The 20,358-nt window shown below is 76.8% G+C and carries 2 protein-coding genes; both read right to left on the minus strand.

The window, feature by feature from the left end; all coding sequences use genetic code 11:
* Nucleotides 1–66 precede the first annotated feature (66 nt).
* Nucleotides 67–270 (minus strand): MbtH family NRPS accessory protein, encoded by a 204-nt coding sequence (locus tag AB0947_RS04875; protein WP_171150454.1) that lies wholly within the window; start codon nucleotides 268–270, stop codon nucleotides 67–69.
* A 131-nt stretch (nucleotides 271–401) separates the two neighbouring features.
* On the minus strand, nucleotides 402–20,354 hold the full coding sequence (locus tag AB0947_RS04880; RefSeq protein WP_366748831.1) for a non-ribosomal peptide synthase/polyketide synthase: 19,953 nt from the start codon (nucleotides 20,352–20,354) through the stop codon (nucleotides 402–404).
* Between the last annotated feature and the right edge of the window lie 4 nt (nucleotides 20,355–20,358).

Consider the following 20,358-nt stretch of genomic DNA (forward strand, 5'->3'; position numbering starts at 1 on the left):
TGGGGGGAGGTGCCGGGCCGCCCTGTGGGGGCGGCCCGGCGTGTCGGTCGTGGTGGACGCGTGGCGTCAGGCGCCGGCGTTCTCCATGCGCTCGCGCAGGCTCTTGGGCCGCATGTCGGTCCAGACCTCGTCGACGTACGCGGAGCACTCGGCCTCGGTGCCCTCCTTGCCGACGGGCTCCCAGCCGGCGGGCACCTCGATGTCGGCGGGCCAGAGGGAGTACTGCTCCTCGTCGTTGCGCAGCACCTGGTAGCGGGTGTTCTCGTCCATGTCGGTCTCCTCGGGGATCGGTTCGGGGTGTGCCGGGGTGGTGCGGGGGCGGGCGGTCGGGGCGCGGGGTGCGCGCGGCCCGTACCGGGGGGTGGTGCGCCGGTGCGGGGCCTCGCGGGGCCGGAAGTGCGTCACCGGCCTCCCCTGGCGTGCCGGGCGAGGTGCCGCAGGGCCTCGGCGAACTCCTCGGCCACCCGGCGCACGGTCGCGGTGTCGTGGACGCCGGGCCGGTGGTGCCAGGTGAAGGCGAGCCGGCCGTGCTGCACCGCGCCCACCACCTCCAGCAGGTGCGAGCCGGGGTCCCGGGGGTCGTGGTCCTGCCCGAGGGAGCCGTGCTCGGCGCGGACCAGGCCGCCCGACGCGGCCTCGGGGCGGGCGTCCCACTGCCCGAGGTAGTTGAACACCACCTGGCTGTGCGCACTGGCGCCGAGGCGTTCGCGGACCTCGGGCGGCCCGAAGGTGCGCAGCGCGCCGAAGCCGATGCCGTTGCCGGGTACGGCGCGCAGCTGGCGGCGCACCGACTTCACCAGCAACCGCCAGTCGCGATCGGGGCCGAGGTCGCCGGGGTCGGGCACGTGGACGGCGACCGGGTACACGGTGGTGAACCAGCCGACGGTGCGGGACAGGTCGACGCCGTCCAGCAGGTCCTCGCGGCCGTGGCCCTCCAGGTCCAGGCGGACCCGGTCGCGTCCGGTCCAGCGGGCCAGCGCCAGGGTGAGCGCGGTGAGCAGCACGTCGTTGACCCGGGTGCGGTAGGCGGTGGGTGCCGAGCGCAGCAGGGCCGTGGTGTCCTCCTCGCCGAGTTCCACGCTCACGGTGGCGGCCGGTGCGGTGGCGGGGGGTGCGGGTGGCGCGGGCTCGGTGTCCACCGCCTTCTCCCAGTACGGCAGTTCGTGGTCGAGGCCGCCTTCGGCGACGTAGGCGGCCAGTCCCCGCGACCACGCGCGGAAGCTGGTGCCGCGCTCCCCCAGCGTGACCGGTCCGCCCTTGAGGGCCTGCTGGTAGGCGGTTTCCAGGTCGTCGCGCAGGATGCGCCAGGAGACGGCGTCCACGACCAGGTGGTGGGCGACGAGCAGGAGGAACGCGGGCCGGTCGGGTTCCCCGGTGAACAGGGCCGCGCGCAGGTGCGGGCCGCGGGCCAGGTCGAAGCCGGCGTGCAGTTCGTCGGCGGCCTTGGCCATGGCGGCGTCGGCCTCCTCGGCGGACAGCCCGGTCAGGTCGTGGCGGACGAGGATGCCGGGGGCGGCGGCGGGCGGCGGGTTGAACTGGTGCCAGCCGTCGGCGTCCCGGGTGAACCGCATGCGCAGCGCGTCGTGGTGCTCCAGCAGTGCGTCCAGGGCGGTGCCCAGCGCCTGCGGGTCGGGGGCGCCGTCGAGTTCCAGCAGGGCGGACTGGTTGAAGTGGTGGTGTGCGGCGCGCGGGGTGGTCAGGAACCACTCCTGGATCGGGGTGAGCGGCACCTCGCCGGTGACCGGGCCGTCCCCCGAGCGCCGGGGCGCGGCGCGGACCACGGTGGCCAGTGCGGCCACGGTCTGGTGCGTGAACAGGTCGCGTGTGGCCACGTGCAGGCCGTCGCGGCGCAGCCGGGAGACGACCTGCATGCTCAGGATGGAGTCGCCGCCGAGCGCGAAGAAGTTGTCGTCGGCGCCGACCTCGTCGATGCCCAGCACGTCGGCCCAGATGCGGGCGATCCGGCGTTCGGTGTCGGTGCGCGGCGCGGTCCTCGGGCCGTCCGCGTGCCGCGCGGGCCCGGGTGCGGGCAGGGCCCGCCGGTCCGTCTTGCCGTTCGGGGTGAGCGGCAGCCGGTCGAGCGGCACGAAGGCGGACGGCACCATGTGCGGGGGCAGCAGCCCGGCGAGGTGCAGCCGCAACTCCCCCACGGGCAGCGGCGGCTCGCCGGCGGCCGGCCCGGCGGCGGGCCGGCCGGCGACCGCCGGACCGGTGGCCGGCGCGTCCAGCGCGCTCCCCTCCGCCGGAACCACGTAGGCGACCAGCCGGGACGGCGCGTCCGGTGTCTCCCCCGCGCGTACGGCCACGACCGCGTCGCGCACCAGCGGGCTGCGCCGCAGCGCGCTCTCGATCTCGCCGGGTTCGATGCGGAAGCCGCGCAGCTTGACCTGGTCGTCGGCGCGTCCGGCGAACCGGAGCCGGCCGTCGGCGGTCCAGCGGACCAGGTCCCCGGTGCGGTACATCCGCTCCCCCGGCGCGCCGAACGGGTCGGGGACGAACCGCTGGGCGGTGAGTCCCGGCCGGCCCAGGTAGCCGCGGGCGAGCCCGGGCCCGGCGAGGTACAGCTCGCCGGTCACGCCGGGCGGTACGGGACGCAGGGCGGCGTCGAGCACGCGGACGCGGATGCCGCCGGCGGGGCGCCCGATGGACGGGGCGCCGGTGCCGGGGGTGAGCGGGCCGGTCCAGGTGGCGACGACGGTGGCCTCCGTCGGTCCGTAGGAGTTGATCATCCGCCGGCCGGGGGCCCAGGTGTCGACCAGGTCGGCCGGGCATGCCTCGGCGCCCACGATGAGCGTGCGCAGGCGGGGCAGGGCTGCGGCGGTCTCCGCCGGGACGGTGGCCAGCGCCGCCGGGGGGATCAGGGCGTGGCTGACACGGCGCTCGGCGAGCACCTCCGCCAGCCGCTCCCCGACCAGCGGTCCCTCCTCGCCGGTGACCAGCGCGGCGCCGCTGAGCAGGGAGACGCACAGCTCCAGCACGGAGGCGTCGAAGCTGGGCGAGGCGAACTGCAGGACCCGGTCGCCGGGGCCCGCCGCGTACTGCTCGGCGGCCGCCGCGGCGAACGAGGCGAGGCCCCGGTGGGTGACCACCACGCCCTTCGGGGTGCCGGTGGAGCCGGAGGTGTAGATGACGTAGGCGGGGTGGGCGGGGCTGAGAGGCGCGGTGCGGTCGGTGTCCGCGGGTGCGGTGTCCGGTCCGTCGGCGGACCACACCTGGGCCGGATCGGCGAGGACCAGGTGGGCGCCCGCGTCCCGGATCATGAACTCCCGGCGCTGCGGCGGGTAGTCGGGGTCGACGGGCAGGAAGGCGCCCCCGGCCTTGGCGACGGCGAGCTGGGCCACGACCGTCGCCGCCGAGCGGGGCAGCGCCAGGGCGACCACGCGCTCCGGTCCGACGCCGTCCCGGACGAGCCGGTGGGCCAGCCGGTTGGCCGCCCGGTCCACCTCCGCGTAGGTCAGCTCCCGGTCGCCGTCGAGCAGCGCGACCGCGTCCGGGGTACGGGCCGCCTGCCGCTCGAACAGGGCGGGCAGGGTCGTCTCGGGCACCGGGCGGAAGGTGCCGCGGCCCTGGTCCAGCAGGGTCTTCAGCTCGTCGCCCGAGGCCAGTGGCAGGGCGCCGAGCGGACGGCCGGGGTCCTCGGCGACGGCGTGCAGCAGGGTGCCGAGCTGTCCGGCCATCCGGTCGGCGGTGGCCGGGTCGAACAGGTCGGTGTTGTAGGTGAGCAGGCCGTGCAGGGCTCCGTCGCCGGCCTCGGCGAACTCCCAGGTGAGGTCGAACGCGGCCTGCTCCGACTCCGGTTCGACGTCGGTGACGTCCAGGCCGGGCAGGTCGAGACCGGCGGACGGGGTGTTCTGCAGGACGACCATGACCTGGAAGAGGGGACTGCGGCTGGTGTCGCGGACCGGGTCCACCGCGTCCACGACCCGTTCGAACGGCACGTCCTGGTGGGCGAAGGCGTCGAGGACGGTCTGCCGTACGGCGGTGAGGAACCCGGTGAACGGCTCCCGCGCCCCGGCCCGGGAGCGCAGCACCAGGGTGTTGACGAAGAACCCGACGAGACCTTGCGTCTCGGGCCGCTCGCGGCCGGAGGCGACGGTGCCCACGGTGATGTCCTCGGCGCCGGAGAGCCGGGCGAGGTGGGCCTGGGCGGCGGCGACGAGCGCGGTGAAGAGGGTGGTGCCGTGGTCGCGGGCGAGCCGGGTCAGCCGCCGGACGGTCCGGGCGGGCACCACCAGCCGGGTGGTCGCGCCGGCGCTGGTGCGCACCGGCGGCCGGGGCCGGTCGGTGGGCAGCTCCAGCGGCTGGGCGTCCGCCAACTGCTCCTTCCAGTAGGCCAGGTGCTCGTCGGCGCCGGTGTCCCCGGTGCCGCGCTGCCAGCGCGCGTAGTCGGCGTACTGCACCGGCAGTGCCGGCAGTTCGCCCTGTTCGGCGCCCAGTTGTGCGCGGTAGAGGTGGGCGAGGTCGCCGAGCAGGACGGAGGTGGACCAGCCGTCGGTGACGATGTGGTGCAGGGTGAGCGTGAACACGTGGTCGTTGTCGGCGAGCCGGATCAGACCGGTGCGCAGCAGCGGGCCCTGGCGCAGGTCGAAGGGGCGGGAGCGTTCCTCGGCGAGCAGCCCGCGCAGGGCGGACTCGGGGTCGGCGGTCCGCGACAGGTCGCGTACGGGCAGCGGCACCTCGTGGGGCGGGTGGACGCGCTGGACGCCGTGCCCGTCGACGCTGTCGAAGGTGGTGCGCAGCGACTCGTGCCGGGCCGCCAGGGCGGTCAGGGCCGCGCGGAGGGCACCGGTGTCCAGGCCGCCGCGCAGCCGGAGGGCGAGCGCGGTGACGTACTCGGCGCCGCCGGGTGCGAACTCCTCAAGGAACCAAAGGCGTTGCTGGGCGTACGACATCGGCGCGGCCCCGTCGCGGCCGGCCGGGGCGATCGCCGACCGGCCGGTGCCCCGCCGGGCGTCGAGCAGCCGGGCCAGTCCCGCCGGGGTGGGGTGGGTGAACACCGCGCGCGGGGTGACGTCGGTGTCGAAGGTCTCGGCGAGCCGGGAGGCGAGCCGGATGCTGAGGATGGAGTCGCCGCCGAGCTGGAAGAAGTCGTCCTCCACACCGGGCGGTTCGCTGCCCAGCACCTCGCCGAAGACGGCCGCCGTGCGGCGCTCGGCCTCGGTGCGGGGCTCGACCCGGGTGCGGCCCGGCAGGGCCTCGGGTGCGGGCAGCGCCGCGCGGTCGACCTTGCCGTTGCGGCTGAGCGGGAGGGCGGCGAGCGGGACGACGGCACCGGGGACGAGGTAGTCGGGCAGGGTGCGGGCGGCGAACTCCCTGAGCTCCTCGGCGTCCTGTCCGGCCGGTCCGACGACGTAGGCCACGAGCCGCCTGGCGCCGGGCCGGTCCTCGCGGGCCAGCACGGCCACGTCCACGACGCCCGGGTGGGCGGCGAGGGCGGCCTCGACCTCGCCGGGCTCCACCCGGAAGCCCCGGATCTTCACCTGGTCGTCGGCGCGGCCCAGGAACTCGACGGTGCCGTCGGGCCGTCGCCGGGCCAGGTCGCCGGTGCGGTACATCCGGGTGCCGGGCGGGCCGCAGGGGTCGGCGAGGAAGCGGGCCGCGGTGTCGCCGGGGCGGTCCAGGTAGCCGCGGGCGACGCCCTCGCCCGCCACGTACAGCTCGCCGGGGCAGCCCGGCGGTACGGGCCGCAGCCGGGCGTCGAGGACGTGCACCCGCATGTCGTCCAGCGGCCGGCCGATGGGGACGGTGCCGGGCACGGCCGCCGGGTCGGTGAGGGCGCAGGAGGTCGCGAAGGTGGTGGTCTCGGTGGGGCCGTAGCCGTCGACGACGGTCAGGCCGGGGCACGCGGCCAGCACCCGGCGCACGGCCGGGGCGGGGACGACGTCACCGCCGGTCCACACCTGCCTCAGGCCCCGGAAGCAGTCGGGGGCGTCCTGCGCGAGCAGCCGGAACAGTCCGGCGGTCAGCCACAGGGCCGTCAGCTCGCCGTCGCCGGCCAGCCGGCGCACCAGGGCCGCGTCCACGCCGCCGGCCGGGGCCACGACGACGCGGCCGCCGTTCAGCAGCGGCGCCCACACCTCGAAGGTGGCGGCGTCGAACGCCACCGGCGAGTGCAGCAGCACCCGCGCGCACGCGCCGTCGGCGAAGCGGCTGTCGGTGGCCAGTGCCGCCACGTCCCGGTGCCGTACGGCGACCGCCTTGGGCCGGCCGGTGGAGCCGGAGGTGAACATCACGTACGCCAGCCGGTCGGGGTCGGCGGCCGGTATCGGCTCCTGCTCCGCGCCGGCGCCGGCGCGGGCGGCGGTCACCTCGGCCGGGGTGAGCCGGACGGTCGCGCCCGCCTGGGCGAGCAGGATGCGGCGGCGCTCCTCGGGCGCCCGGGTGTCGACGGGGACGTAGGCGCCGCCGGCCATGAGCACGGCGAGCTGGGCGACGACGAGTTCGGCGGAGCGGTCCATCAGCAGCGCCACCCGGTCCTCGGCCGCCAGCCCGCCGGCCACCAGCCGGGCCGCCAGCGAAGCCGCCCAGTCCGCCAGGTGGCGGTACGTCAGCTCGCGCGCGCCGTCGCGGACCGCGACCGCGTCCGGGGTGCGGCGGGCCTGCTCGGCGAACAGGTCCACCGGGCTGCGCGGGGCGGCCCGGCGGGCGGTGGTGTTCCAGGCGGCCAGCAGGTCGCGGTCGGCCGGGGTGAGCAGGTCCTGGGCGGCCAGGTCGGTGTCGAACCCGTCGGCGAGGCCGGTGAGCAGGGCCGCCAGCCGGCCGGCGGCGCGCTCGGCGGTCGCGGGGTCGAACAGGGCGGGGTCGTAGGCCAGGTCGAAGGCGAGCCGTTCGGCCAGGTGGGCGCGGAGGCACCAGGGGAAGGTGGTGGCGTCGTCGGCGCGCACCTCCTCGACCCGGACGCCGGTGCGGGCCGTGGCCGACTCGTCCACGGGGTAGTTCTCGAACACCACCATGCTGTCGAACAGCGGCTCGCCGGGCGGGACTTCGCTGACGCCCTGGATGCGGGGCAGGGCGAGGAAGTCGAAGCGGCGGGCGTCGCTCTGCCGGTCCTGGAGCCCGCGCAGCCACGGCAGCACGGGCCCGGCCGGGACGCGGACACGGGCCGGCACGGTGTTGATGAACATGCCGATCATGCCTTCGACGCCGGGCAGTTCGGCCGGGCGGCCGGACACCGTGGTGCCGAACACCACGTCGTCCCGGCCGCTGGAGCGGGCCAGCAGCAGCGCCCAGGCGCCCTCCACGACGGTGTTGACGGTGAGTCCGGCGCGGGCGGCGCCCTCCCGCAGCCGCTGCGAGACCCGCGCGTCCAGTTCGTGGTGGACGGCGGCGGCGGAGCGGGCGCGGTGGGCCTCGGCGGGCGTGCGGTCGTACGGCAGCGGGGTGCGGGCGGTGAACCCGGCCAGGGTGTCGGCCCAGTACCGCTCGGCGGCCTGCTCGTCCTGCTCGCGCAGCCAGTGCAGGAAGTCCGCGAAGGGCCGCCGTACCGGGGGCGCCGGGTCGGGGCCGCCGGTGAGGGCGGCGTAGCGTTCGCACACCTCGGTGAGGAGCTGCCCGGTGCTCCAGCCGTCCAGCACGATGTGGTGCGTCGACCAGAGCAGCAGCACCTCGTCGCCGGGCAGGGCGGCCAGGGTGAGGCGGGTCAGCGGCGCGGTGGTGAGGTCCATGCCCGCCGCGCGGTCCTCGGCGAGCAGCCGCTCGGTGGCCTCGGCGCGCCGCTCGGGGGTCAGCGCCCGCCAGTCGAGGTGGGTGACGGGCAGCTCGGCGTGCCGGTGGACCACCTGGACCGGGTGGGGCAGGCCCTGCCAGTGCACGCTGCTGCGCAGCACCGGGGTGCGGTCGGCGACCTGCTGCCAGGCGGCGGCGAACGCGCGCGGGTCGGTCACGCCGGACAGGCGTACGGCGGTGCGGTCGAAGTAGGCGTGCTCGGTGTCCACGAGGCCGTGGAAGAGCATGCCGGACTGGAGCGGGGTGAGCGGCAGGACGTCCTCGGCGTGCCGGCCGGTGCCGACGAGCCGGTCCAGCTGGTCCTGGCCGAGGCCGGCGAGCGGGAAGTCGGAGGGCGTACGGCCGCCGCTTCCGGGCCGGGCGCAGTACGCCACGATGTCCCGGAGGGCCGCGAGGGTCTCGTCGGCGAGCCGGCGGACGGTGGCCTCGTCGTAGACGGCCGCCGGGTAGGTCCAGCCGAGTTCGAGGCGGCCCCGCTGGACCACTCCGGTGACGTCCAGCAGGTAGGGGCGGGGTTCGTCGGGGTCGGTGTCCCGGCCGGCCGGGGGCAGGGAGCCGCGCAGCAGCCCGCCGGTGCCGTCCGCATCCCACTGGCCGTGGTAGTTGAAGCCGACCCGGGGTGTCGGGGCGCCGGTGAGGGGGCTGCCGGGCAGGAGGTGGCGCAGGGCGCCGTGGCTCAGGCCGCGCAGCGGTACCGCGCGCAGCTGCTCCTTGACCGAGCGGAGGGTGTCGTGCCAGCCGGCGTCCGGGCCGACGCGCAGGGCGAGCGGGAACTCTGCGGTGAACCAGCCGACGGTCCGCGCCAGGTCGACGTCCGCGAACAGGTCCTCCCGGCCGTGTCCCTCCACGCCGAGCAGGACGGTGTCGCGCCCGCCCCAGCGGGCCAGGGTGCGGCCGAGGGCGCTGAGCAGGACGTCGTTGACCTGGGTGCGGTAGACCTCCGGGACCTGGCGCAGCAGGGCGTCGGTCGTCTCCGCGTCCAGCGTGACGGTGAGGGTGGCGGCGGTGCGGTGGGTGTTGGGGCCGGGCCGTCCGGCGGGCAGCTCGGCCGGGGCCGCGGCGGTGCGCGTCCAGTACGGCAGGTCCGCGTCCAGGGCGCCGGAGCGGGTGTGCCGGTCGAGCCGGGCGGCCCAGGTGCCGTAGGAGGTGCCCGTGGCGGGCAGTTCGCAGGGCCGGCCGGCCGCGGCCGCCGCGTGGGCGGTCTCCAGGTCGGCGAGCAGGATGCGCCAGGACACGCCGTCGATCACCAGGTGGTGGGCGGTGATCACGAGTTGGCCCGCCCGCCGCGGGCCCCGGTCGAAGAAGAGGACGCGGACGACCCGGCCCTCGACGGGGTCGAGCGCGGCCTGGGCCTCCTCCGTGAGCCGCTGGACCTCGCTCTCCAGTGCCGTGTCGTCCAGCCCGGTGGCGTCGTGCCGGGTGAAGACGCCGTCCGGGGCCTCGGGCAGCACCTCCTGGCGCCAGCCGTCGGCGGTGCGGCGGAAGCGGGTGCGCAGGGCGGCGTGGTGGTGGACGAGGGCGTCGGCGGCGGTGCGCAGCGCCGGCCCGTCCGTGCCGGCGGCGAGTTCCAGGCGCTGGGTCATGGTGAACCGGAGCCGCTGCCCGGGGTCGCGGCCGTCGAGGTACCAGTGCTGGATCGGGGTCAGCGGCGCCTCGCCGGTCTCCTCGGCGGCGACCGGACTCGGCGCCGACTCCCGTACGTGCAGGGCGAGTTCGGCGATCGTCTGGTGACGGAAGACGTCCTTGGTGGTGAGGGCGAGTCCGGCCTGCCGGGCGCGGGAGACGATCTGGATGCTGAGGATGGAGTCGCCGCCGAGCGCGAAGAAGTTGTCGCGCGCGCCGACCCGTTCGACGCCGAGCACCTGGGCCCAGATCGCGGCGAGGCGCTCCTCCGTGCCGGGCCGGGGGGCCACGTAGGGGGTGGTGCTGTCGGGCTGCGCGGGCGGCGCGGGCAGGGCGCGCCGGTCGGTCTTGCCGCTGGTGGTGCGGGGGATGCGGGCCAGCGGGACGAACGCGGCGGGCACCATGTGGCCGGGCAGGGTACGGCGCAGGGCGAGGCGCAGGTCGTCGGCGGACGGCACCCGGCCGGCGGAGGGCACCACATAGCCGACCAGCATGGGGCGGCCGGCGTGGTCGCGCACGGCGACGGCGGCGTCGGCGACGTCCGGGTGCGCCAGGAGGGCGGCCTCCACCTCGCCGGGCTCGATGCGGAACCCGCGGATCTTGACCTGTTCGTCCACCCGGCCCAGGAACTCCAGCAGCCCGTCCCGGTCCCAGCGGACCCGGTCCCCGGTGCGGTACATCCGCTCCCCCGGCGCCCCGAACGGGTCGGCGAGGAAGCGGCCGGCGGTGAGCCCGGGCCGGTTGAGATAGCCGCGGGCCACCTGGGCGCCGGCCAGGTACAGCTCGCCGGGCACGCCGGGCGGCACCGGCCGCAGGGCGCCGTCGAGGACGTAGGCGCGCAGGTTGCCGCCGGGGCGGCCGATGACCGGGCGGTCGGGCCGGTCGGCGAAGCGGCCGTAGACGGCGTCGACGGTGCACTCGGTGGGGCCGTACATGTTGTACACGGTCACGTCCGACCGCTCCTCGGCCCGGAGGAGTGCGCGCCAGTCGGCCGGGGTGACGGCCTCGCCGCCGACGAGCAGCAGGCGGGGGTGGTGACGGCCGGGGGCGAGCAGGCCCGCGGCGGTCAGTTCGCGCAGGAAGGACGGGGTGACGTTCACCAGGTCCAGGCGGTGGGCGGCGACCTGGGCGCAGAACGCCTGCGGGTCCATGCGTGCGTCCTCGTCGACGAGGTGGACCTCGTGGCCGAGGGCGAGGAGCAGCGGACCTTCCCAGGAGGTGTCGAAGGAGAAGGAGGCGCTGAGCGCGGCCCGCAGCCGCCGCCCGCCGTGGGTGTGCGGGGCGAGCAGGCCCGCCCGGTGGTCGTGGCACAGGTTGACGAGCTGCCGGTGCTCGACGGCGACGCCCTTGGGGCGGCCGGTGGAGCCGGAGGTGTAGACGATGTAGGCGGTGTGCCCGGGCCGCAGCGGCCGGACGCGGTCGGCGTCGGCCGGGTCGTGGGCGGGGAGCCGGTCCCAGGGCACCTCGTCGAGGCCGGTCAGCAGGGTGTGCGGCCGGGCGTCGGCGAGCAGGAGGTCCACCCGCTCCTCGGGGAGTCCGGGGTCCAGGCAGAGCAGGGTCGCGCCCGCCTTGAGGACCGCGAGCACCGCCACCATCAGGCCGGAGGTGCGCGGCAGCCGTACGGCGACCACGTCCTCGGGGCCGGCGCCCCGGGCGATCAGGTGGTGGGCCAGCCGGTTGGCGCGCTCGTTCAGCGCGGCGAAGTCCAGGGTGGTGTCGCGGGCGACCAGCGCGGTGTGGTGCGGGCCGCGGGCGGCCCGCTCCTCGAACAGGGCGGGGAAGGTGGTGTCCGGCTCGGGCAGCCGGGCGCCCTGCCCGTACCGCAGGACCTGGCGCCGTTCGCCGTCGGTCATCAGCGGCAGCCGGCCCACGGCCCGCTCCGGGTCGCCGGCGGCGGCCTCCAGCAGGACGCGCAGCCGGGCGGCCAGGCCTTCGGCGGTGCCGGCGTCGAAGAGCCGGGTGTTGTACTCCAGGTAGCCGGTGAGTCCGCCGTCGGTCTCCGCGAAGTCGAAGGCGAGGTCGAAGGTGGCGTTGCGGACCGGCGGGATGACCGGCTCCACCGCGAGGCCGGGCAGCCGGGGCGGTGCGGCGCCGAGGTTGTGCAGGGCGACCATGACCTGGAACAGCGGGGTGCGGCTGGTGTCCCGCTCGGGCTGGAGGGCGTCGACCACGCGCTCGAAGGGCACCTCCTGGTGGGCGAACGCCTCCAGGACGGTGTCGCGCACCTCGGCCAGCAGCTCCCGGAAGGGCAGGTCGGGGCGTACCCGGGCGCGCAGCACCAGCGTGTTGACGAACATGCCGACCACGTCGTGCAGTTCGGGCCGTTCCCGGCCGGCGGTGACCGTGCCGACGGTGACGTCCTCCTGGCCGGCCCAGCGGGCGAGCAGGACCTGGCAGGCGGCCACGAGTGTCATGTAGAGGGTGGCGTCGGCCTCCCGGCCCCGCTCGCGCAGCCGCTCGGTGAGCGCGGCGGGCAGGGTGAAGGTCACCAGGGCGCCGTCGCGGGTGCGGACGGCCGGACGCGGCCGGTCGGTGGGCAGCTCCAGCGAGGTGACGCCGTCCAGCACAGCGCGCCAGTAGTCCAGTTCGGCTTCGGCCCGTTCGGCGCGGGCGCGCTGCCAGGAGGCGTAGTCGGCGTAGCGAACCGGCAGGGCGGGCAGGTCGGGACGGCGGTCCTCCAGGGCCGCCGCGTACAGTTCGCCCAGGTCACGGGCGAGTACACCGGCGGACCAGCCGTCCGTGACGATGTGGTGCAGGGCGAGGACGAGGACGTGCTCGTCGGCGGCGCACCGGACCAGGCGGATGCGGAACAGCGGCCCGGTGGCCAGGTCGAAGGGGGTGGCGGCCTCGCGCTCCAGGAGGGCGTCCAGGGCGCTTCGCGGGCCGGCGTCCGCGCCGGCGGTCTGCGCGAGGTCGTCGACCCGCAGGTCCACGGGGTGCGCGGGGCGGACCGACTGCCGGGCTCGGCCGTCCTGTTCAGTGAACGTGGTGCGCAGGGACTCGTGCCGGGCGACCAGGCCGTCCAGGGCGGTGCGCAGCGCCGGGGTGTCGAGCGGGCCGCGCAGCCGCAGCACGGACAGGGTCGTGTACTCGGTGCTGTCCGGCTCGAACCGGTCGAGGAACCACAGGCGTTGCTGGGCGTACGACAGGGGTGCCGAGGTGTCCGGGTCGGTGGCCGGGATGCCGTTGGCGGTGCTCCCGTCCCGGGGCTCGCCCAGCGCCGCCGCGAGCGCGGACAGCGTGGGGTGGGTGAACAGCAGCCGGGGCGAGACGTCCGTGCCGAAGGCGGCGCGCAGCCGGGAGGTGACGCGGACGGCGAGGATGGAGTCGCCGCCGAGGGCGAAGAAGTCGTCGTCGGCGCCGACCTCCCCGGCGTCCAGGACGTCCGCCCACGCGGCGGCGACCAGCCGCTCGGCCGGGGTGCGCGGCGGGGTCCGGGTGCCGTCGGCGGCGAAGCCGTCGGGGCCGGGCGCGGGCAGGGCGCGCCGGTCGAGCTTGCCGTTGGCGGTGAGCGGCAGCGCGGCCATCGGCACGTACGCGGCCGGCACCATGTGCGCGGGTAGCAACCCCTCCAGGTGCGCGCGGAGGCCGGCGGCGGGCGGCGGTGGCAGGGCGCGGTCGCCGCTGCCGGTGCCGACGACGTGGGCGACCAGCCGGCGGGTGCCGGCGGAGTCCTCGTACACGCCGACGGCGGCCACGCCCACGTCCGGGTGGCGGTGCAGTGCGGCCTCGATCTCCCCGGGCTCGATGCGGTAGCCGCGGATCTTCACCTGCTGGTCGGCGCGGCCCAGGTACTCCAGGGTGCCGTCGGCCCGCCAGCGGGCCCGGTCGCCGGTGCGGTACATGCGGGTGCCGGGCCGGCCGAACGGGTCGGCGGGGAAGCGGGCCGCGGTGAGGCCGGGCCGGTTCAGGTAGCCGCGGGCCAGGCCCTCGCCGGCGACGAACAGCTCGCCGACGGCGCCGGGCGGCACCGGCCGCAGCGCGTCGTCCAGGACGTACAGCCGAAGGTCGGGGATGCCGGTACCGATGGGGCTCGCGGTGCCGGCGTGGGCCGCCCGGCGGTCCAGCGCGGCGTAGGTGACGTGCACGGTCGTCTCGGTGATGCCGTACATGTTCACCAGGCGGGGCGCGGTGTCCGGGTGGCGGGCGTACCAGTCGCCGAGCCGGGCCACGTCCAGGGCCTCGCCGCCGAAGACCACCGTGCGCAGCGCCAGCCGGGCGCTGACGTCCGGCAGTTCGGCGTCGGCGCGGATCAGCGGGTAGAAGGCGGAGGGGGTCTGGTTGAGGACGGTGACCCGCTCGTCGGCGAGCAGGCGCAGGAAGTCCTCCGGGGAACGGGCGGTGTCCTCGGGGACGATGACGAGCCGGCCGCCGTGCAGCAGCGGGCCCCACAGCTCCCACACCGAGAAGTCGAAGGCGTAGGAGTGGAACAGGGTCCACACGTCACCGGGTCCGAAGCCGAACCAGGGCCGGGTGCGGGTGAACAGCCGGACCACGTTGGCGTGCGGGACGACGACACCCTTGGGCCGGCCGGTGGAGCCGGAGGTGAAGATGGCGTACGCGGGGCTCTCGGGCAGCGCGCGGCGGACCGGGCCGGCGGCCGGGCGGCGGGCCAGGTCGGCGCGGACGCCGGGGTCGTCCAGCGGCAGGACCGGCACGGCCGTGTCGACGGCGGTGCCGGTGGTGGTCACGAGTGCCACCGGGGCGGCGTCGGCGAGCAGGTCCCGGACGCGTTCGGCGGGCAGCGCGGGGTCGACGGGCAGGTAGGCGGCGCCGGTCTTGAGGACGGCGAGGACGGCCACGACGAGGTCGGTGCAGCGGGGCAGGGCGAGCGCGACGAACGTCTCGGGCCCGGCGCCGAGTTCGGCGAGCCGGTGGGCGAGCCGGCCGGAGCGCTCGTCCAGGGTGGCGTAGTCGAGCCGGTCGTCGCCGCAGGTGACGGCCTCGGCGCGGGGGGTGCGGGCGGCCTGGGCGGTGAAGAGGGCGTCCAGGGTGTCGGCGGGCCGGCCCTCCTCGGTGCCGTTCCAGTCGGCCAGCATCCGCCGCCGCTCCTCGGCGGTCGTCCAGGCGAGCGCGCGCACGGGCCGGTCCGGGTCGTCGGCCAGCTCGGTGAGCAGCAGGCACAGCCGGCCGGCGAGGGCGCGCACGGTCGCGGCGTCGAACAGCGCGGGGTCGTAGGCGAGGTCGAAGCCGAACCGCTCGCCCTGGTAGGCGCGCAGCACGAGGGCGTAGTTGGTGGCGTCGCGGGCGGACACGTCCGTCAGGCGTATCCCGGTGCCTGCCGAACGGGCCTGGTCGAAGGGGTAGTTCTCGAAGGCCACCATGCTGTCGAACAGGGGGCTGGCGGCGGGTACGTCGCTCAGCGAGGTCAGCTCGGCGAGGGACACCGCGGCGTACCGCCGTGCCTCGGCCTGCGCCTCCTGGAGCTCCCGGAGCCAGGCGGCGGCGGTACGGCCGCCGTCCACGCGGACGCGGGTGGGCAGGGTGTTGATGAACATGCCGACCATCGACTCGACGCCGGGCAGGTCGTCGGGGCGTCCGGAGACGGTGGTCCCGAACAGCACGTCCCGCTCGGCGCCGTAGCGGGACAGCAGCAGCGCCCAGGCGCCCTGCACCACGGTGCCGAGGGTGAGTCCGGCCGCGCGGGCGGTGCGCGCCAGCCGGGCCGAGACCTCCTGGGAGAGCCCGGCGGTGTGCACGTCCGCGGAGCGGGTCTCGTGGCCCGGGCGGCGGACGCGGTCGGCGGGCAGCGGGGTGGGGGTGGCGAATCCGGCGAGGACGGTCCGCCAGTGCGCGCGTGCGGCCTCGGTGTCCTGGCCGGCCAGCCAGCGCACGTAGTCGGCGAACGGCCGCCGTACCGGCGGCCGGTGCCCGGTGCCGGTGGTGAGCGCCGCGTACTCCTCGAAGACGTCGGTGAGCACCTGGGCGAGGCTCCAGCCGTCCAGGATCAGATGGTGGGAGGTCCACAGCAGCTTCAGCCGGGCCCCGGGCAGCCGGACCAGGGTCAGCCGCATCAGCGGGGCCGTGCCGAGGTCCAGGCCGCGCGCGAGGTCGTCGGCGCGCAGCCGGTCCAGCCGCTCGGCCCGCTCCCCCGCCTCCAGCTCCCGCCAGTCCACCTGCTCCACGGGCACGGTGACGCGGCGGTGCACCACCTGGAGCGGCACCGGCACGTCCTCCCACACCACCGAGGTGCGCAGCGCGGGGGTGCGGTCGGTCACGCGCTGCCAGGCCAGGGCGAGGGCGTCGGGGTCGCTCACCCCTTCGAGCAGGAGCGCGGCCTGGTCGAGGTACACGTCGTCCGGCCCGCCGACCAGCCGGTGGAAGAGCATGCCCTCCTGGAGCGGGGTGAGCGGGAGCAGGTCCTCCACGTCCCGGCCGTCGCCGGCCAGGCGGTCCACGCCGGCCTGGTCCAGCCGGGCCAGCGGGAAGTCGGAGGGGGTGCGGCCGCCCGCGCCGGGCCGGGCGCAGTGCTCGGCGACGGCGGCGAGCGCCCGCACCATGCCGTCGGCCAGCCGCCGTACGGTGCCGGCCCGGTGCACCTGGTCGCTGTAGTGCCAGGTGATCTCCAGTTCGCCGTCGGCGACCAGGGCGGAGACGTCCAGGAGGTGGTCCAGCGGCGCGCCGGGGTCGATGTCCCGGCCGGGCACGTCGGCGACGGGTGCGAAGTCCCCGCCGGCGGGCGCCTCCCACTGGCCGTGGTAGGTGAAGCACACCTGGGGCAGCGGGAGTCCGCCGAGGGCCCTCGCCTCGGGCCGGGGCGAGCCGAGGTGGCCCAGGGCCTGGTAGCCGAGGCCGCGGCGGGGCACGGCGCGCAGCCGCTCCTTGACGGCCTTGAGGGTGGCCCCCCAGTCCCGCGGACCCGCCGGGGTCAGGGTGACCGGGTACTGGGTGGTGAACCAGCCGACCGTGCGCGACAGGTCGGCGCCCTCGGCCAGCTCCTCCTCCCGGCCGTGGCCCTCCAGGGCGACGGTCACCCGGTCCTCGCCCGTCCAGTCGGCGAGCACCCGGGCCAGCGCGCTCAGCAGCACGTCGTTGACCTGGGTGCGGTAGACGCCCGGCACCCGCCGCAGCAGCGCCTCGGTGGTGGCCCGGTCCACCCGGGTGCGGACGGTGCGCACGGACCCGGCGAGCGGGGTGCCGGGGAGGTCGACGGGGAGCGGGGTGCGCGGCGGCGCGGTCTCCCGCGTCCAGTGGGGCAGGTCGTCGTCCAGGTCGCCGGCCCGCACCCGCTCGGCCAGCTCGCGCGCCCAGCCGGCGAACGGGGTGTGCTCGGGCTCCAGCCGGGGTTCCTCCCCGGCCGCGGCCTGCCGGTAGGCCTGTGCCAGGTCGGTGAGCAGCACCCGCCAGGAGACGCTGTCGACGGCCAGGTGGTGGGCGGTGAGGAACAGGCGCGGGCGCTCCCCGCCGGTGAGCATGGCCGCGCGCAGCAGGGTCCCGGTGGCCGGGTCCAGGGCGGCGCGGGCGGCGTCGGCGGCCTCGGCGGGCGGGGTGCCGGGGCCGTGGCGGGTCAGCAGTCCGGTGGCCGGGCCGGTGCCGGGGTGCTGCCGCCAGGTGTCCCCGGTGCGGGTGAAGCGGGCGCGCAGGGCGGGGTGTGCGTCCACCACGGCGTCCAGCGCCCGTCGCAGTGCCGGTTCGTGGAGGTCCTGGGGCAGGTCGAGCAGCATCGACATGCTGAAGTGCCGCAGCGGGCCGTGCGTGGCGAAGAACCACTCCTGGACCGGGGTGAGCGGGGCGGGCCCGTCCTCGTGCGGGCGCCGGGGCGCGGACGGGCCGGGGGTGCGGCGGGCCGCGGCGGCGGCCAGGTCGGCGACCGTCTGGTGCCGGAAGACGTCCTGCGAGCCGATCCTGAGGCCGGCCGCGCGGGCCCGGGAGACGGCCTGGATGCTCAGGATGGAGTCGCCGCCCAGTTCGAAGAAGTTGTCCGTGACGCCGACCCGGTCCACGCCGAGCACCTCGGCCCAGACGGCGGACAGGGTCTCCTCGGCGGGGGTGCGGGGAGCGACGAACTCCCGTTCCGCGGCGCTGGTCTCGGGCGCGGGCAGGGCGCGCCGGTCCAGTTTGCCGCTGGTGGTCAGCGGCAGCGCGTCCAGCGGGGTGAAGGAGGACGGCACCAGCGCGTCGGGCAGCACCCGGCGCAGGGCCGCGCGCAGGTCGGCGGGGGCGGGCCGGGGCGCGCCGGGCGCGGGGACGACGTAGGCGGCGAGGCGGGTGTGGCCGTGCGCGTCGGGTACGGCGGCGACCGCGGCGGCGGCGATGCCGGGCAGCGCGAGCAGGGCGGCCTCGATCTCGCCGGGCTCGATGCGGTGGCCGCGCACCTTGACCTGGTCGTCGGCGCGTCCGAGGTAGTCCAGGCGGCCGTCGGGGGTCCAGCGGGCCAGGTCGCCGGTGCGGTACATGCGGGTGCCGGGCGGCCCGTAGGGGTCGGCGAGGAAGCGGGCGGCGGTCAGGCCGGGGCGGCCGGTGTAGCCCCGGGCCAGCTGGGGGCCCGCGAGGTACAGTTCGCCGCCGACGCCGGGCGGCACCGGCTGGAGCCGGTCGTCGAGCACGTAGGCCCGCACCCCGGGCAGGGGGCGGCCGACCAGGGGGCGGTCGCCGTCGATGCGGCAGGACAGCGCGTCGACCGTGCACTCGGTGGGGCCGTAGAAGTTGTGGGCGGTCACGTCGGGGTGGGCGGCCAGTTCACGCCAGAGCGCGGGCCCGACCGCCTCGCCGCCGAGCATGAGGACCCGGGGGCGGTGCCGGGGGTCGGTGAGCAGCCCGGCGGGCAGCAGCTGGCGCAGGTAGGATGGGGTGACGTCGAGGAAGTCGACGCGGTGTTCGACGACGTACGCGACCAGGGCGGCCGGGTCCATCCGGGTCGTCTCGTCGACCAGGTGCAGCGGGTGGCCGTCGGCCAGCAGCAGCACGCCTTCGAGGGAGGTGTCGAAGGAGAACGACGCGGTGAGCGCGACTCGCAGCGGGCCGCCGCCCGCCTCGGCGACGAACCCGGACCGGTGCGCGGCCAGCAGGTGCGCCGCCGAGCGGTGGGACACGGCGACGCCCTTGGGGCGGCCGGTGGAGCCGGAGGTGTGGATGACGTACGCGAGGTGCCCGGGGTCCAGCGGGGCGCGCCGGTCGGCGTCGGTGGGGTCGGTGTCCGGGGCGCTCGCGGGTACGGCGCGCAGGGCGGCCTCGTCCAGGACCAGGGCCGGGCGGGTGTCGTCCAGCAGGTACCGGACGCGCTCCTCGGGCAGGGCCGGGTCCAGCGGCAGGTAGCCGGCGCCGGACTTCCAGACGGCGAGGATCGCGGTGATCATGTCGGCGGTGCGCGGCAGCCGCAGCGCGACCAGCCGTTCGGGGCCGGCGCCGAGCGCGATGAGGTGGTGGGCGAGCCGGTTGGCGCGGGCGTTGAGGGTGGCGTAGTCCAGCCGTTCGCCGCCCGCGACGAGGGCGAGGGCGCCGGGGGTGCGGGCCGCCCGGCGCTCGAAGATCTCCGGGTGGGTGAGGTCGTCCACGGGGTTCCGGGGGCCGGTGCTCCAGTCGTGGACGACACGCCGTGTCTCGTCCTCGGACAGCAGCGGCAGGGCGCCCACCGGGCGGTCCGGTGTCTCGGCCGCGCCCTCCAGCAGGCGCAGGAGCTGCCCGGCGAGCCGCTCGGCCGTGGCCGGGTCGAACAGGTCGGTGCGGTACTCCAGCAGACCGGCGAGGCCCGCGCCGTCGGGCACGAACTCGATGCTCAGGTCGAAGGTGGCCGCCTGCCGGGGCACGGTGACCGGGGTGGTGGCGAGGCCGCTCGGGGCGGTCGCGGCGGGCGGGTCGGGGTGCAGCAGGACCATCACGTCGAACAGCGGGTTGCGGCCCGCCTCGCGGGGTGCGCCGACCGCCTCCACGATCCGCTCGAACGGCGTGTCGCCGTGGGCGAAGGCGTCGTTGACCGTGCCGGCCGTCTTGGCGAGCAGGACGCGGAAGGAACCGGACGCGTCCACCGGGGTGCGCAGGACGACGGTGTTCACGAAGAAGCCGACGGTCCGTTCCAGGTCGGTGCGGGACCGGCCGGGGGTGAGGGAGCCGACCGTGATGTCGTCCTGGCCGGACCAGCGGGCCAGCAGGGCCTGGGTGGCGGCGACCAGGGCGGTGTGGAGGGTGCTGTGCTGTTCCGCGGCGAGGTCGCGCAGCCGCGCGGTGAGGGCGGCGGGGACGGTGAAGGTGTGGACGGCGCCCGCGCCCGCCTCCTCGCCGCGCCGGGGCCGGTCCAGGGGGAGTTCGGGTGCCACCGCTCCCGCCAGCTGCCGTCTCCAGTGGCCGAGACGGCGTTCGAGGCGGGGCCCGGAGAGCTGTTCGCGCTGCCACACCGCGAAGTCCGGGTACTGCGTGGGCACCGGGGGCAGGTCCGGCCGGGCGCCGCGCGCGAGGGCGTCGTAGGCGGTGCACAGCTCGTCCAGGACCACGCCCATCGACCAGCCGTCCGTGACGATGTGATGGGCCGTCAGCAGCAGGACGTGCGAGGTCGCCGACTCGCGCAGCAGCAGGGCGCGCAGCAGCGGCCCGTGCCGCAGGTCGAAGGGGCGGGAGTACTCCGCGAGCAGGTCCGCGTCCAGGTCGCCGGCGTCGCGTACCGGCAGCGGCACCGGGCCCGCCGGGTGGACGCGCTGCGCCGGCAGGCCGTCGGTCTCCTCGAACGTGGTGCGCAGGGCCTCGTGCCGGGCGACGACGGCGGCGAGCGCCCCGCCCAGTGCCGTGTGGTCCAGCGCGCCGGTGAGGCGGACGGCGACGGCGCTGTTGTAGCGGGCGTCGCCGGGGCGCAACCGGGCCAGGAACCACAGCCGCTGCTGCGCGAACGACAGCGGCAGCGGGCGGTCCCGGTCGGCGCGCGGGATGCCCTGCCGGGCGGCCGGGGCCGCGCCGCCGGCCCGTCCGGCGAGCCGCCGCCGCAGCGCCTCCCGCAGCTCCTCGGGCAGCGCCTCGGCACGGTCGCGCCTGGAGGGCCGCGCGGGGCCGGAGGGGTTCGAAGGGGTCGAAGACGTCATGGTC

It is taken from the genome of Streptomyces sp. NPDC047841, assembly GCF_040704085.1.
Lineage (GTDB): Bacteria > Actinomycetota > Actinomycetes > Streptomycetales > Streptomycetaceae > Streptomyces > Streptomyces argyrophylli.